The organism is Polaribacter sp. ALD11 (assembly GCF_002831685.1).
Lineage (GTDB): Bacteria > Bacteroidota > Bacteroidia > Flavobacteriales > Flavobacteriaceae > Polaribacter.
Window position 1 is genome coordinate 2,551,387 of record NZ_CP025119.1, and the last position, 14,339, is coordinate 2,565,725.

General features: G+C 30.7%; 17 protein-coding genes. 8 read left to right on the forward strand and 9 right to left on the reverse strand.

Going from position 1 to position 14,339, the window contains the following annotated elements; translation table 11 throughout:
• The first annotated feature begins 42 nt into the window (after window positions 1-42).
• The 4 genes from CW731_RS11330 to CW731_RS11345 all read left to right on the forward strand — a co-directional run bounded on the left by CW731_RS11330 (window position 43) and on the right by CW731_RS11345 (window position 2,794).
• Window positions 43-687 carry a DsbA family protein gene (locus tag CW731_RS11330; RefSeq protein ID WP_100946833.1) on the forward strand — a complete coding sequence of 215 codons (645 nt, stop codon included), beginning with the start codon at window positions 43-45 and terminating at the stop codon, window positions 685-687.
• A gap of 27 nt (window positions 688-714) precedes the next feature.
• Window positions 715-1,473 carry an aspartate/glutamate racemase family protein gene (locus CW731_RS11335; RefSeq protein WP_100946834.1) on the forward strand — a complete coding sequence of 253 codons (759 nt, stop codon included), beginning with the start codon at window positions 715-717 and terminating at the stop codon, window positions 1,471-1,473.
• Between the two features lie 144 nt (window positions 1,474-1,617).
• Window positions 1,618-1,956, forward strand: a complete 339-nt coding sequence (locus tag CW731_RS11340) for a peroxiredoxin family protein (RefSeq protein ID WP_232734757.1) — start codon at window positions 1,618-1,620, stop codon at window positions 1,954-1,956.
• Window positions 1,957-2,350: 394 nt separating this feature from the next.
• Entirely contained in the window at window positions 2,351-2,794 is a 444-nt protein-coding gene (locus tag CW731_RS11345) for a YHS domain-containing (seleno)protein (RefSeq protein WP_100946835.1), read from the forward strand.
• Between the two features lie 58 nt (window positions 2,795-2,852).
• On the opposite strand, the gene CW731_RS11350 is transcribed toward CW731_RS11345, so the two are convergent.
• Together CW731_RS11350 and tyrS are read right to left on the reverse strand one after the other, a co-directional pair.
• Window positions 2,853-3,611 (reverse strand): sterol desaturase family protein, encoded by a 759-nt coding sequence (locus tag CW731_RS11350; RefSeq protein WP_100946836.1) that lies wholly within the window; start codon window positions 3,609-3,611, stop codon window positions 2,853-2,855.
• A gap of 10 nt (window positions 3,612-3,621) precedes the next feature.
• Entirely contained in the window at window positions 3,622-4,914 is a 1,293-nt protein-coding gene (gene tyrS, locus CW731_RS11355; RefSeq protein WP_100946837.1) for a tyrosine--tRNA ligase, read from the reverse strand.
• A 101-nt stretch (window positions 4,915-5,015) separates the two neighbouring features.
• Here tyrS and CW731_RS11360 point away from each other — a divergent pair, with 101 nt between their 5' ends.
• Window positions 5,016-6,014 carry an NAD-dependent epimerase/dehydratase family protein gene (locus CW731_RS11360; protein ID WP_100946838.1) on the forward strand — a complete coding sequence of 333 codons (999 nt, stop codon included), beginning with the start codon at window positions 5,016-5,018 and terminating at the stop codon, window positions 6,012-6,014.
• 5 nt (window positions 6,015-6,019) lie between these two features.
• On the opposite strand, the gene CW731_RS11365 is transcribed toward CW731_RS11360, so the two are convergent.
• Genes CW731_RS11365 through CW731_RS11380 form a run of 4 tightly spaced genes read right to left on the reverse strand, consistent with a single transcriptional unit; the run spans window position 6,020 to window position 9,028 of the window.
• Window positions 6,020-6,487 carry a DUF4296 domain-containing protein gene (locus CW731_RS11365; protein ID WP_100946839.1) on the reverse strand — a complete coding sequence of 156 codons (468 nt, stop codon included), beginning with the start codon at window positions 6,485-6,487 and terminating at the stop codon, window positions 6,020-6,022.
• Between the two features lies 1 nt (window position 6,488).
• Window positions 6,489-7,829 carry a dihydroorotase gene (locus CW731_RS11370; protein ID WP_100947695.1) on the reverse strand — a complete coding sequence of 447 codons (1,341 nt, stop codon included), beginning with the start codon at window positions 7,827-7,829 and terminating at the stop codon, window positions 6,489-6,491.
• A 7-nt stretch (window positions 7,830-7,836) separates the two neighbouring features.
• A complete protein-coding gene (locus CW731_RS11375) occupies window positions 7,837-8,298 on the reverse strand; it encodes a GNAT family N-acetyltransferase (RefSeq protein WP_100946840.1) in 462 nt (153 codons plus the stop codon).
• Between the two features lie 7 nt (window positions 8,299-8,305).
• Window positions 8,306-9,028 (reverse strand): polyprenol monophosphomannose synthase, encoded by a 723-nt coding sequence (locus tag CW731_RS11380; protein ID WP_100946841.1) that lies wholly within the window; start codon window positions 9,026-9,028, stop codon window positions 8,306-8,308.
• An 81-nt stretch (window positions 9,029-9,109) separates the two neighbouring features.
• Here CW731_RS11380 and CW731_RS11385 point away from each other — a divergent pair, with 81 nt between their 5' ends.
• The 3 genes from CW731_RS11385 to azu all read left to right on the forward strand — a co-directional run bounded on the left by CW731_RS11385 (window position 9,110) and on the right by azu (window position 11,256).
• Window positions 9,110-9,751: a DUF4271 domain-containing protein gene (locus tag CW731_RS11385; RefSeq protein ID WP_100946842.1), complete on the forward strand. Its 642-nt coding sequence runs from the start codon at window positions 9,110-9,112 to the stop codon at window positions 9,749-9,751.
• Between the two features lie 18 nt (window positions 9,752-9,769).
• Entirely contained in the window at window positions 9,770-10,516 is a 747-nt protein-coding gene (locus CW731_RS11390; RefSeq protein WP_100946843.1) for a uroporphyrinogen-III synthase, read from the forward strand.
• A 209-nt stretch (window positions 10,517-10,725) separates the two neighbouring features.
• Window positions 10,726-11,256 carry an azurin gene (gene azu, locus CW731_RS11395; RefSeq protein ID WP_100946844.1) on the forward strand — a complete coding sequence of 177 codons (531 nt, stop codon included), beginning with the start codon at window positions 10,726-10,728 and terminating at the stop codon, window positions 11,254-11,256.
• A gap of 119 nt (window positions 11,257-11,375) precedes the next feature.
• Here azu and radA read toward each other — a convergent pair whose 3' ends face one another.
• The 3 genes from radA to panD all read right to left on the reverse strand — a co-directional run bounded on the left by radA (window position 11,376) and on the right by panD (window position 14,332).
• Window positions 11,376-12,737 (reverse strand): DNA repair protein RadA, encoded by a 1,362-nt coding sequence (radA, locus tag CW731_RS11400; protein WP_100946845.1) that lies wholly within the window; start codon window positions 12,735-12,737, stop codon window positions 11,376-11,378.
• Between the two features lie 298 nt (window positions 12,738-13,035).
• Complete coding sequence (locus CW731_RS11405; protein WP_100946846.1) at window positions 13,036-13,980, reverse strand: lysylphosphatidylglycerol synthase transmembrane domain-containing protein; 945 nt, start codon at window positions 13,978-13,980, stop codon at window positions 13,036-13,038.
• Window position 13,981: 1 nt separating this feature from the next.
• A complete protein-coding gene (gene panD, locus CW731_RS11410; RefSeq protein ID WP_100946847.1) occupies window positions 13,982-14,332 on the reverse strand; it encodes an aspartate 1-decarboxylase in 351 nt (116 codons plus the stop codon).
• Between the last annotated feature and the right edge of the window lie 7 nt (window positions 14,333-14,339).

A 14,339-nucleotide genomic window follows, 5' to 3' on the forward strand; every position in this document is an offset into this window, starting at 1 on the left:
ACTTTAAAGTTTATATTTAAGTTCGCATTAAATAGAAATAAAATGAAAGAAAAATTAAAAATAGATATCGTATCAGATGTTGTGTGTCCTTGGTGTACTATTGGATATAAACGTTTAGAAAAAGCAATTATAGAACTTGGCATAGAAGATCAAGTAGAAATTGAATGGCAACCTTTTGAGTTGAATCCCAATATGCCTGCAGAAGGTCAGAATGTAAATGAACATATTACAGAAAAATATGGTAGTACTTTAGAGCAACAAAGGGCATCGAAACAAAATATGACAGAAGTTGGTGAAGAACTTGGTTTTAAATTCGATTATTTTGATGAGATGCGCATGGTAAATACATTTGAAGCACACGTTTTATTAGAATATGCAAAAGATTTTGGGAAACAAACTGAATTAAAAATGTGCCTAACAACTGCTTTCTTTAGCGAACGAAAAGATGTTTCTAAGAGAAATATTTTGAAAGAGGCTTTATTAGCTGTTGGTTTAAATGCTGAAGAAGGTTTAGCAAAGTTAGACAATGAAGATGCTAGAAACGAAGTAAGAACCAAACAAGATTATTGGAAAAGCTTAGGCGTAAACTCTGTACCAACGGTTGTTTTTAACAGAAAAAGTGCGGTAACTGGTGCGCAACCTGTAGCTACTTTTAAACAGGTACTTACCGAATTACTTGCTGAATAAAGGCGATATTAGCACAAAATTATAGCAATGCAAAATAAAATGATAGGTATCGTGGGTGGCGTAGGTAGTTACGCAGGAATCGATTTAATAAAGAAAGTGTACGATCTTACAGAAGCAAAATCAGACCAAGAACATTTGCCTGTTTCGATGCTTTCTGTACCTCATAAAATAATAGATCGTACGAAATATCTTTTAGGTGAAACCGATGTAAACCCAGGTATTGCGATAGCAGAAATTATAGCATCGCTAATTGCGAGCGGTTCTAGTATTATCGGTATTCCTTGTAATACAGCACACGCAAGACCTATTTTAAGTTTAATTGAGAAAAGCATACCAGAATCTTGTGTGCTAGTTAATCTTATCGAAGAGGTAGGTTTACATATTTCTACCAAGTACCCAGAAATCACAAAAGTTGGAGTTTTAGGAACTACTGGTACTATTTTAGCGAAGGTCTATCCAGAAGTTTTGGCGAAATATAATATAGAAGTAATACAACCATCAGAAGATATTCAAGATTTATTTGTGCATCCTTCAATTTACGATACTAGTTACGGTATTAAAGCTTTTTCTAATCCGGTAAACGAGAAAGCAAAAGAAAATTTAAGTATGGCGGCAACTTATTTATCTAGAAAAGGAGCACAAGCTGTAATTTTAGGATGTACTGAAATTCCACTTGCAATACAGTATGAAAAAATAGAAGATAGCTTAATTATTGATGCGACTACTGTTCTTGCAAGTGCATTGATAAGAGAATCTAAAAAAATGGATGAGGCTCGTATTAGTTGAAAAATTTAAAGGATGGAAACGAATAAAAATAAAGGAGAATTAGAAGCATTGTTAGCTGTAAAACTAAAAGAAGGTGTAGCAAAATTTACAGAAAAAAAAAGTTAGATTTATGCAGATGAAATTACAAGTGTAGCAGACTCAGGAATCCTTGAAAAGGCATTAAAATCAGGGGATAAAGCGCCAAATTTCACTTTAAAAAATGCTTTAAACAAATCGGTTTATTTATATAGTGAATTAGAAAACGAACCTGTATTTTTAACTTGGCACAGAGATGGCTGGTGTCCTTATTGTAATGTAACCTTACATTATTTACAAAGAAAATTGCCCGAATTTCAAAAAGAAGGAGCCACACTAATTGCACTAACTCCAGAGCTGTCAGATAACTCTTTAAATACTTCAGAAAAAAACAATTTAGAATTTACCGTTTTAAGTGATGTTGGTAATGTTATTGGAAAAGAATATAGTAGGTTGTATTTCAATTAACAGATGAGGTTCAGTTATTTATAAAGCTGGATTTGGTTTAAGTGAAAAAAAATGGAGATGATAGTAATCAATTACCTTTGGTTGCAACCAATGTTATCGATAAAAAGGAAGCATTCAATATGCTTTTTTAGATGCGAATTATAGAGAAAGAGCAGAATCCACAGAAATAATAACTGTTTTAAAAAGGTTGAAATAAAAAACTCAACATTATGAAATAAAAATAAATAGATGGTCAAAAAGAATAGGTCTTTTTATTTTTGATATATAGAATAGGCTAATAATATACTCGTATTACCATGTTTATTAATTGTTAATCTATCTGAATCAGATAAGGTTAAGTATTTTCAGTGTAATTTTTCTAAAATTTTATCGACTAAGAGATAAAGCAAAATCGATGAAAAACATAATTACTATTTTATTTCTAACTATTTCAACAACTTTTTTTGGACAAGATTATAATACCAAAAAAGGATATGTTGCAGAAGGTTATGATGTTGTGGCTTACTTTAGCAATAAAACAGAAAAAGGAAATAAAGACTTTACCACAGAATTTGATGGAGTTAAATTTAAGTTTTCAACAAAAGAAAATTTAGGTATTTTTAAAAATTCGCCTAAAAAATATATTCCTGCTTATGGTGGTTATTGTGCGTATGCAGTTGGTGCAAAAGCAGAAAAGGTCTCAATCGACCCTAAAACTTTTGAAATTAGAGACGGTAAATTATATTTGTTTTACAATTCTTGGGGAACAAATACGTTAGCACTATGGAAAGAAGAAGGTGCAGAAAAACTAAAACTAAAAGCAGATAAAAACTGGATAGCAATTAATAAAGAAAGGTAGTTGAAAGCAAGCTTGGGGGAGTTTGTGAATGTTGTGGAAAAAAAAGAGCTAAATTCATTCAGCTCTTTTTTTTGTAAAATTCAGTCTTCATTGTGCGGTCCCAGAATGTAAAATACAATCCGTAATTGTAATTAAATTTTCGGTGATGAAAATCATGATGTGTAGCACCAATAACTCTTTTTTTTAACCAATCACCAAATTTTCCTGAAGGATAAATTTCTATACCAGCATGATTTATAGTTGCAGAAACCGTCATTATTAGTAAGGTAGCCAACAAGGTATAAAAATGGATTGGTAATATTATAATAATAATTGGCAAAAATAGCGCTTGTATAATAGTTTCTAAAGGATGAAAAGAAAAAGCAGTAAACACAGAAGTGTGTATGCTTTTATGATGTACCAAATGAAAATATTTATAAATTTTAGGAAGATGCATCCATCTATGTGCCCAATAATAATACGTGTCTTGTGCAAACAGAAAAATAAAAATACTTAAAGGAATATACCAAATCGAGTTTTTTGAAGTCTCCATATAAATAGTAGAATGTCCGTTTATGTATAAAAAATACATGATTACACCCACCGCGGCAAAAATAACGCCACTGATAGCAGACCAATATATTTCTGTTTTAATTTGCTTTATTTTAGGCTTTCTAGGGTTTATAATTCTATTTGTAATTTTATTTTTTAACAAAATGAAAAACAAACTATAATAAACCGTAGAAAAAACTAAATACCTAAAAAAAATGATAACAGTTAATAACAGAAATACAACTGTAATATTACTAAAGTCTAAATCTTTAAAAACAGGAAACATTTAAAGTGGGTTATGCTACAACCAATAAATAGTACGTCTTTTTACCACGTTGTAATAACACGTATTTATTAGCAATTAAATCTTCTTTAGAAATGATGTAATCTTCTTTTATCTTTTCTTTATTTACAGAAATTGCATTTTCTTTTAAAGCTCTTCTTGCATCTCCATTAGAACCTAAAAAGTTTGTTTTTGCAGCCAAAGCACCAATCATATCTAACCCCTCTTCTATATCTTTAGCAGAAACTGTAGCTTGTGGTACACCATCAAAAACATCTAAAAATGTTTGTTCGTCTAAAGATTTTAAATCTGAAGCTGTAGATTTTCCAAATAAAATAGCAGATGCTTTTAAGGCATTTTCATACGCCTCTTTTCCGTGTGTTAAAATAGTAACCTCTTCTCCTAGTTTCTTTTGTAACAAACGTAAATGCGGATTTTCTTTATGTGCTGCAATTAAATTTTCTATGGTTTCTTTGTCTAAAAATGTAAACTTTTTAATAAAGTTTTCTGCATCTTCATCCGAAGAATTTAACCAGTATTGGTAATATTTATATGGTGAAGTTCTATCTGTATTTAACCAAACATTTCCACCCTCAGTTTTTCCAAATTTTGTTCCGTCTGCTTTTGTAACCAAAGGAACCGTAATAGCGTATGCTTTTCCTTGTGCTTTTCTACGAATTAATTCTGTACCAGTAGTAATGTTTCCCCATTGATCTGAACCACCCATTTGTAGCATACAATTTTTCTCTTTATATAAGTGATAAAAATCGTATCCTTGAAATAATTGGTAGGTAAATTCTGTAAAACTCATACCAACAGTAGATTCTGAGTTTAAACGTTTTTTTACAGAATCTTTAGCCATCATGTAGTTTACAGTAATATGTTTTCCTGTATCTCTAACAAAATCGATTAATGAAATATCTTTCATCCAATCGTAATTATTTACCAACTCTGCTTTGTTTTCTGCGGAAGCGTCAAAATCTAAAAAACGTTCTAAATTTTCTCTAACACCAGCAACATTTTTCGCCAAAGTCTCTTCATCTAACAAATTACGTTCTGCAGATTTACCAGAAGGATCTCCAACCATACCCGTTGCACCACCAATTAAAGCAATAGGATTATGCCCTGCATTTTGAAAGTGTTTCAAGATAAAAATTTGTACTAAGCTACCAATATGTAGAGAATCTGCAGTTGGGTCGAAACCAATATATCCGGCAGTTTTATTTTTTAATAAATACTCTTCTGTATCTGGCATAATATCATGTAATAACCCACGCCAGCGTAATTCTTCAACAAAATTTTTCATTATAAAGGTATGTTTTTAAACCTTATGGTTTTTAGAAACTTGTAAGGTCTTTTCTCTTCGCAAAGATAAACTTATCAATGAAAAAATCATAAATTAGCAGTATGATTTTAGTTACTGGAGGAACAGGTTTAGTAGGAGCACATTTATTGTATCATTTATTAAAAAATGATGAAAAAATACGTGCAATTTATCGTTCTGAAGAAAAAATAAAAGCAGTAAAAAAAGTTTTTTCTTTTTATACGGATGATGTTTCGCTAATCTCTAAAATAGAATGGTTTAAAGCAGATATTACAGATGTTCCTTCGATGATTCCTGCATTTGTTGGAATTGAAAAAGTATATCATTGTGCTGCATTTATTTCTTTTAATCCGAGAGATTATAGAGAAATGAGAAAAGTAAATATTCATGGAACCGCAATTATTGTAAATCTTTCTATTGATGCGAAAATAAAAAAAATGTGTTTTGTAGGATCTATTGCTTCGGTTGGAGATTCTTTGAACGGGAATTTAATTACAGAGGAGAACGAGTGGAATAAAGAACAAGATAATAGTGGGTATTCAATTACCAAATTTGGTGGCGAAATGGAGGTTTGGCGCGCAAGTCAAGAAGAAATTGAAGTTGTAATTGTAAATCCAGGTGTTATTCTTGGAAGTGGATTTTGGTTTGCTGGTTCAGGAGAATTATTCAGTGAGGTTTACAATGGTTTTAAGTATTACACAGAAGGAATTACTGGCTTTGTAGGTGTAAAAGATGTTGTAAAAGCAATGATTTTATTAATGAATTCTGATGTTAAAAATGAACGTTTCATCTTGGTCTCAGAAAACAAGACTTATAAAGAAATTTTATTTTTAATTGCAGATGCTTTTGGTAAAAAAAGACCCTCAAAAAAGATAAAACCTTGGCAAACGAGTCTTCTTTGGCGTGTTTCTTCAATACTTTCTTTGTTTACCAGAAAGGAACCTTTGTTAGGTAAATACGCTGCAAAAAGTGCACATGAAATTTCTAAATATTCTTCAGAAAAGATTAAAGAAACAATTAATTTTCAATTCGATGAAATAGAAACGGTTGTTAAAGAAGTTTGTAATGATTATGAGAGTTAAAACCTTTATTGTTTTTTAAGGGTCTTTCCCAAAATCTTTTTGTTACGTTTTATAGAGTCTAATTTTAAACTGTCCAGTCTTTTCTGAATATCTTTCACGTTGTTTACAGAGTCTTTTCTAATTGAATCTATTCTTGATTGCATTTCTTTAAATACATCGTTTCTTGATTCTAAATTTGTTTTGGCATCTTCTAAAATTTCGTGATACAAATCTATTTTAGACATATAGTAATAGTTGCTGCTTTCAAAACGAGTACTATCAATATTAAATCTTTCATATACAAAAGGCATGTAGTTAATGTTCTTTTGTTCATTCTTGTTTTTAACAAATTTTGCACTAGAAGCAATCATCATTTCTTGTAACAAAAGGCTCATCGTATCTCTAGGAATTAAGTCTTTTGGTTTTTCAAAAATAGTATTACTTGTACAAGAAGCAACAAGTATAAAAATAAATAAGCAGCTAATTTTCTTCATTTTATCTATTAAAAGTGATTCTTTTCCCTTTTATTTCATCGTTAAAAACACCATTATTATATATTAAATTACCATTTACAAAAGTATGTGTTATGGTAGATGAAAAAGTGGTGCCTTCAAAAGGAGACCAACCACATTTGTATAAAATATTGTCTTTAGAAACCGTTTGTGGTTTGTTTGTATCAATTAAAACTAAGTCTGCAAAATAACCTTCCTTAATAAATCCACGTTTTTCAATTTGAAATAATTTCGCAGGATTATGACTCATTTTTTCAACTGCTTTTTCGATCGTAATTACGCCTTCTTTCACTTTTTCTAATAAGGCAATAACAGCATGTTGCACTAAAGGCCCGCCACTTGGTGCGTTTAAATAGTTGTTGTTTTTTTCCTCTAAAGTGTGCGGTGCATGATCTGTTGCTAAAACATCTATTCTATCATCTAACAAAGCTTCCCACAAACCTTGTCTATCTGCTTCAGTTTTTACAGCAGGATTCCATTTAATATGAGTCCCTTTCTCTTCATAATCTTTATCCGAAAACCATAAATGATGAATACAAACTTCAGCAGTAATTTGTTTTTCCTCTAAAGGAATATCATTTCTAAAAAGCTCGGTTTCTTTAGCAGTTGATACATGAAAAATATGCAATCTAGCACCTGTTTTCTTTGCCAATTCTATTGCTTTAGAAGACGATAAATAACAAGCTTCTTCACTTCTAATAATTGGATGGTATTTTACAGGAATATCATCACCATATTTTGCTTTGAACTCTTCCGTATTTTTTCTAATGGTTGCTTCATCTTCACAATGTACAGAAATAATCATTTTTGTTGATGAGAAAATTTTCTCTAGAATATCTTCATTATCTACTAACATATTTCCGGTAGAAGAACCCAAGAATAATTTAATTCCGGCAACTTTTTTAGGATCTGTTTTTAATAATTCTTCTAAATTATCATTCGTTCCACCAAACATAAAAGAATAGTTTGCGTAAGAATTTGCTGCTGCAATTTTAAATTTATCTTCTAATAAATCTTGTGTTGTAGCTTGCGGAACGGTATTTGGCATTTCAATAAAAGTAGTAATTCCACCAGCAATTGCAGCTCTACTTTCTGTTGCAATATTTGCTTTATGCGTTAAACCAGGTTCTCTAAAATGCACTTGATCATCAATAAAACCAGGAATTAGAAATTTACCTTCAGCATTTATAACTTCAATATTTTCAGTTGCTTTTATTTCTGATGAAATTGCTGTTATTATTTCGTTCTCAATAAGAACATCACCTTTAAAGATGTTGTTTTCGTTGACTATTGTTGCGTTTTTTATTAAAGTTGATTTTTTCATTTCCTTCTTAAATATCAATTCTCATGTTAACTAAACTCTTTGTAAACCCGAAACGTTCGTAAGATTTTATGGCGCTAGCATTATTGCTATACACATCTAACCTTAACTCTTTCAGTTCCTTTTCTTTTGCCCAATTTTTTAAAGATTCTAAAATTAGATTGCTAATTCTTTTACCTCTAAAAGAGGGTTTTACAAATATAAAACCAATATAACCGTGTTTTAAATTCTTATGATAATGGTTAGAATCGGCTACTCTTAAATAACCAGAACCAACTAATTCTTCATCTGAAACGGCAACTATAAAGTGAATGTTTTTAGCCGTAATTAGTTCGGGAATATTGTAGTAAGTTAGCTCACCGTCACCTAAGAAAGAATCTAAGGGCCTTTCTGCTGCTACAACTCCTTGTTCAAACTCTAAAAGCGTTTCTAAATCGTTTGAATTTGCGGTTCTAATAGAAATATTATTCATTTATGTGCTATTTTGGCAACCCTTTTAACCTCATTTTTATTACACCAAATAGCGCTTCGGAAACGATGTTCCCGTCCATTTTAGAAGTACCTAAATCTCTGTCTGTAAAAACTACAGATACTTCTTTAATTTTGAATTTGTGTTTCCAAGCCTTAAATTTCATTTCAATTTGAAAAGCATAGCCAACAAACCTAATTTTATCTAAATTTATGGTCTCTAGAACGTTGCGTTTCCAGCAAACAAAACCCGCAGTAGTATCAAAAACAGGTATTCTAGTAATAAAGCGTACATATTTTGAAGCAAAATAAGAAAGTAACAATCGCTTAATGTCCCAATTTACTACATTTACTTGGTTATTTACATATCTCGATCCTATAGAAACATCTCCGCCATCAATTGCGCAAGCATTGTATAAACGAATTACGTCTTTCGGATTGTGAGAAAAATCGGCATCCATTTCTATGATATACTCATATTTTCTAGCTAAAGCCCATTTAAAACCATGAATATATGCAGTTCCTAAGCCACTTTTACCTTTTCTTTTTTCTATAAAAAGTTGATTAGGAAATTCTAATATTAATTTTTCTACAATTATTGAAGTTCCATCAGGTGAATTATCATCAACAACTAAAATGTGAAATATTTTTTCTTCCTTAAGAACAGCTCTAATAATGGCTTCTATGTTTTCTTTTTCGTTATAAGTAGGAATGATAACTAACGTATCTGACATAAATGAAATTTCATGTGGTAAGAATACAAATATACATTTTTTAATTACTAATTTTGTGTTAATCTTATCAAAGAAAAAAAAGTGCAAGCACTAGAAAAAATAACGATAAATACAAATTGGATTCCCCTTGTTTTGGTGTTTCTATTTGCAATTATTGGTGTCTTAAAAGTAATAGATTCAGAAAAATTAAAGGGGTATGTTTTTGCAATACTTAACAAAGGTTTTGTAGAAGATGAGGTAGAAGGAGATACCTCTTTTTTTAGCTCTTTTTACAGTTTGCTGTTTGTTTTTTCATCTACAGTTTTAGCACTTGTAATTAGTTTAATTGTTTCAGAAAAAAAGGTAGATTTTATCCTTAATTTTTCATCTTTCTTATCCGTTTTAGGAATTGTTTTTAGTTATTTAATCGTTAAAAGTTTGTTTGAAGTTGCACTTACAAGACTTTTTTTGGTAAAAAAGCAAGTTCGTTTTTATGTAGTTTCTAAATTTAGCTACTTATATTCTATTAGTTTTTTGCTTTTAATTTCCTTTGTAGTCTTTCAATATAGTCCTTTAAACACCTCGTCTTATATATATATTGTTTTGGGTTTATTTATAGTAAGATTCATTTTTCATGTGAGTAATAACAAAAACCTGATTTTTAGCGAGTTGTTTTATTTTATTTTGTACATTTGCGCTCTCGAAATAGCACCGCTATTAACACTGTTTAAATTGATGCTTTAAATTAAAAAACGACAGCTTATGAAAGTGAAAACAATTTTAGTATCGCAACCAGCACCAAAGACAGAAACTTCTCCTTATTTTGATTTGTCTGATAAACAAAAAGTGAAAATTGATTTTAGATCTTTTATTCATGTTGAAGGTATTTCTGTAAAAGAAATTAGAAATCAAAAGATAGATTTTAAAGATTTTACTGCTATTATTTTAACAAGTAGAAATGCTGTAGATTATTTCTTTAAAATTGCTGAAGAAATGCGTTTTAAAGTGCCAGATGACATGAAATATTTTTGTCAGTCTGAAGCTGTTGCTTATTATTTGCAAAAATATGTAGTGTATAGAAAACGTAAAATATATGTTGGTGCTAGAACTTTTCCTGATTTAACAAAGTTAATTAAGAAGCATAAAACAGAAAATTTCTTATTACCAAGTTCAGATAAATTAAAACCTTTGGTTCCAGAGGAGTTAGATAAGTTAGGTGTTAAGTGGACACGTTTAGATTTATATAGAACCGTGGTGAGTGATTTGTCTGATTTAGAAGATGTTTTTTATGATGTTTTAGTGTTTTTTAGTCCTTCAGGAATAGAATCATTATTTCAAAATTTCCCGGATTTTAAACAAAACAACACTAGAATTGCTGCTTTTGGTAATTCTACTGTAAATGCTGTAACAGAAGCCGGTTTAAAGTGCGATATAGAAGCACCATCTCCAGACACACCTTCTATGACAATGGCTTTAGATAAATATATAAAATCTGTAAATAAGAAATAAAATCTTATTTTAAGTTTATAAAATTGATAGAAACCGAGCAGAAATGTTCGGTTTTTTTAGTTTAAATTTAATAATAAAATTCTTTAAACAGATATACATTCTTCAGAAATACAGTTTGATGGTATTAATTAAATTTTATGGCTATAGTTTATTTTATTTAAGACATTATTGTTAATTTTGTATTGAAATTTTAATATAAAACATAAAATATGAAAACATTCAAATTATCAGTTTTATTCATCTTTTTATTTACCATAATAAGTTGTGGAGGAAAAGGGGAAAAAAAGCAAGCACCAAATAATAACAAGAGAACAGAAACTCCAAAAGAAATAAAACCTAAAGTTGATTTGTACAGCGATATTGAGGCGTCCAATGACATAGATTTATCCTCTAATGATGCTATGAAATTTAGCAAAGAAATATTAAAGGTTGAAGGAGGAAAAAAAGTAAAAATCACTTTTAAACATACTGGTAAAATGGATAAAAAAGTGATGGGGCATAATTTTGTTTTGCTTAAAAAAGGTGTCAGTATGTCCTCATTTGGGAATAAGGCAGCAAGTGCTTCTTCAAATGAATATATACCAGAAGATACAGAAGACGTTATTGTACATACCAAATTAATTGGTGGAGGTGAAGTAACAACAATCGAATTTGATGCACCAGCAGCAGGAACTTATAGATTTATTTGTAGTTTTCCTGGGCATTATGCAGTTATGAATGGAAAATTCATTGTGATTTAAATATTAAATCATAGTATTTTAAATATTCATACTTAAAATTGTTAGCGAGAAATTATTAAATTTCTCGCTTTTTTTTTAACATTAGATTTATTATGAGAAGCAAAACTTAAAAGGTTAAATTAAGCAAACAAAGTAGCAAAAGCCTCTTCAATTTTACCCACTAAAACCAATCTTATTCCGTGGTTTTTAGAAGTTATTTTATTGTATTTTGATGCAACAAGTGTTTTATAGCCTAGTTTTTCTGCTTCCAATATTCGTTGATCTATTTTAGAAACCGGTCTAATTTCTCCTGCCAAACCAACTTCTGCAGCAAAACAAACATTTGGGTTTATGGCAACATCTTGATTTGATGATAATATTGCAGCAACAACCGCCAAATCTATTGCAGGATCATCTACATTTATTCCTCCGGTAATATTTAAAAAGACATCTTTTGCACCTAATTTAAAACCTGCTCTTTTCTCTAGAACAGCTAAAATCATGTTTAGCCTTTTTAAATTATAACCCGTTGTAGAGCGTTGTGGTGTACCGTAAACAGCAGTAGAAACCAACGCTTGTATTTCGATCATTAAAGGTCTAATTCCTTCTAGGGTTGATGCAATTGCGGTTCCGCTTAAATCTGCATCTTTCTTTGAAATTAGAATCTCAGACGGATTTGATATTTCTCTTAATCCGTTAGAAAGCATTTCATAAATACCTAATTCTGAGGTAGAACCAAACCTGTTTTTTTGACTTCTTAAAATTCTATAGGTATGATTTCTGTCGCCTTCAAATTGTAAAACAACATCTACCATGTGTTCTAAGATTTTTGGTCCAGCAATATTTCCATCTTTATTTATATGCCCAATTAATAAAACTGGAGTTGCCGTTTCTTTGGCATATTTTATCAATTCTGCAGCAGTTTCTCTAATTTGAGAAATGCTACCAGGAGAGGCTTCTATAGAGCTTGTGTGTAATGTTTGTATAGAGTCTATCACTAAAACTTCTGGCATTGTTTCTTCAATGTTTTTGAAGATTTGTTGCGTGTTGGTTTCTGTTAAAATTAAACAGTTAGAGCTTTTTGCATCTAACCTTTCTGCTCTCATTTTTATTTGAGACTGACTTTCTTCACCAGAAACATACAGTACTTTCTGACGAATGTTTAAAGCGACTTGTAATAATAAAGTCGATTTTCCAATACCTGGTTCTCCGCCTAAAAGTGTTACAGATCCCTTTACCAATCCGCCACCTAAAACCGTGTCTAATTCGTTGTTATTAGTTACAATTCTTTCTTCTGGATTTAAAACAATGTCTGCAATTTTTAAAGGCTTATTTACAGTCTGTTTTGCGGTTGTAGATTGTTTCCAAACGCGTTTTTCTTCTTTTTGAATTACTTCTTCTACAATGGTATTCCATTCTTTACAAGCACCACATTGCCCAACCCATTTTGCATGTTGAGTACCACAATTTTGACAGAAAAAGGTTGTTTTTGTTTTAGCCATTTTTATTTTTTAGACACGATTTTCACAAATTTACGCTAATTATTTAGGTAGTTTAGAAGGACTTTGAAAAGTATTAAAATTTGAAGTATTTTATGTTGCAATTTTTCTAAAAGTTAGCAAGTATTTACGTTAGCGATTGAAGTGGCATCCTTTTTTATGGAGATTCGTCATTGCGAGGCACGAAGCAATCTCTTTTTAGAATGAAGATTGCCATAGAAAGTGAAAAAATTTCTTGATAATGACAATCTCAAAAAAAGATATAACGTAAAGCGCGACCTTTTTAGGGAACGCCCAAAAATCACTTATTCTTGTTGTAGATAGGAAGAAACAGAAAAGCTAAACCACCAAAAACAACAATCATTGCAGTTTGTGCGGTCCACATAATCCAACCAAATGCAGTTGCGGGCTCTGTAGGAATATCAAACAAAGCTAAGGCGCCAGCTACTGCTAAAGGGTATAAGCCAATGCCGCCATTTGTTGCAGCAATAGAGAATCCACCAGCAATAAAACCGATTAAAATACCACCAAAAGGAACATTTAAACCTTCAATTGCAGGAATTGTTGCCCAAAACATAGCTACATACATTGCCCAAATAAAAACGGTATGAAAAATAAAAGCCCATTTATTTTTCATTTTGAAGATGCTTGTTACTCCTTCTATTAAACCAGAAACAAAGGTTTTAATTTTTAATAAAAACCCTGATTTTGCTTTTTTTACAAAAGAAGTGAAAATGTAAAATCCGATGATTAAAATTGCTAAACCAATTCCGATTTTTATAGGATCGAAGTTTTTTGTTAGTAATTCATAAATAAAATCGAACTGCACAAAAAGAGTAATTGCAACAATGGTAAGCATCATTATTAAATCTGCAATTCTTTCTGCTACAATGGTTCCAAATCCTTTTTCAAAAGGAATCTTCTCATAGTTTGCCATTACTGTAGCTCTAGAAATTTCCCCTGCTCTTGGTAATGCTAAATTCACTAAATAACCTACTAAAACGGCTAAAACACTATTTACAAATTTAGGTTTAAAACCTAAAGGTTCTAGCATAAACTTCCATCTATATGCTCTAGAAAGATGGCTTAAGATTCCGAAGAAAAGCCCTAGTAAAATCCAACTATAATTGGCTTCTTTAAAATACGTGCCTAACGTTTCTATAGAAATATCTGATAGCGAGTACCAAACTAAAAAACCACCCAAAGCGAGTGGTAATATAACTTTTAAGATCTTTTTAATATCCAAATTATGTAAGTGTGTTATCTTTTTCGTTAGGAAAAACCAATGCTGGTTTAAACTTCTTTGCTTCTTCTAATTCTAAAAATCCGTAGACAATTAAAATTAAAACATCTCCTTTTGCAACTTTTCTGGCGGCAGCGCCATTTAAGGTGATTTCTCCACTTCCTCTTGGGCCAGGAATTGCGTATGTTTCTAAACGTTCGCCATTATTGTTATTCACAATTTGAACACGTTCTCCTTCTATAATGTTGGCTGCATCCATTAAATCTTCATCTATGGTTATGCTTCCTATATAATTTAAATCTGCACCTGTAACTTTTACACGGTGGATTTTAGATTTTACAACTTGTACTAACATATGGCAA

Bases quoted from the DNA above. Each gene is read 5' to 3' on its own strand.
- tyrS (WP_100946837.1), bottom strand. From the start codon at position 4,914: ATGAAAAATTTTGTTGAAGAATTACGCTGGCGTGGGTTATTACATGAT.
- CW731_RS11330 (WP_100946833.1), top strand. From the start codon at position 43: ATGAAAGAAAAATTAAAAATAGATATCGTATCAGATGTTGTGTGTCCT.
- CW731_RS11350 (WP_100946836.1), bottom strand. From the start codon at position 3,611: ATGTTTCCTGTTTTTAAAGATTTAGACTTTAGTAATATTACAGTTGTA.
- CW731_RS11365 (WP_100946839.1), bottom strand. From the start codon at position 6,487: ATGAAGAAAATTAGCTGCTTATTTATTTTTATACTTGTTGCTTCTTGT.
- CW731_RS11375 (WP_100946840.1), bottom strand. From the start codon at position 8,298: ATGAATAATATTTCTATTAGAACCGCAAATTCAAACGATTTAGAAACG.
- CW731_RS11360 (WP_100946838.1), top strand. From the start codon at position 5,016: ATGATTTTAGTTACTGGAGGAACAGGTTTAGTAGGAGCACATTTATTG.
- CW731_RS11370 (WP_100947695.1), bottom strand. From the start codon at position 7,829: ATGAAAAAATCAACTTTAATAAAAAACGCAACAATAGTCAACGAAAAC.
- CW731_RS11345 (WP_100946835.1), top strand. From the start codon at position 2,351: ATGAAAAACATAATTACTATTTTATTTCTAACTATTTCAACAACTTTT.
- CW731_RS11390 (WP_100946843.1), top strand. From the start codon at position 9,770: ATGAAAGTGAAAACAATTTTAGTATCGCAACCAGCACCAAAGACAGAA.
- CW731_RS11335 (WP_100946834.1), top strand. From the start codon at position 715: ATGCAAAATAAAATGATAGGTATCGTGGGTGGCGTAGGTAGTTACGCA.
- CW731_RS11380 (WP_100946841.1), bottom strand. From the start codon at position 9,028: ATGTCAGATACGTTAGTTATCATTCCTACTTATAACGAAAAAGAAAAC.
- azu (WP_100946844.1), top strand. From the start codon at position 10,726: ATGAAAACATTCAAATTATCAGTTTTATTCATCTTTTTATTTACCATA.
- radA (WP_100946845.1), bottom strand. From the start codon at position 12,737: ATGGCTAAAACAAAAACAACCTTTTTCTGTCAAAATTGTGGTACTCAA.
- panD (WP_100946847.1), bottom strand. From the start codon at position 14,332: ATGTTAGTACAAGTTGTAAAATCTAAAATCCACCGTGTAAAAGTTACA.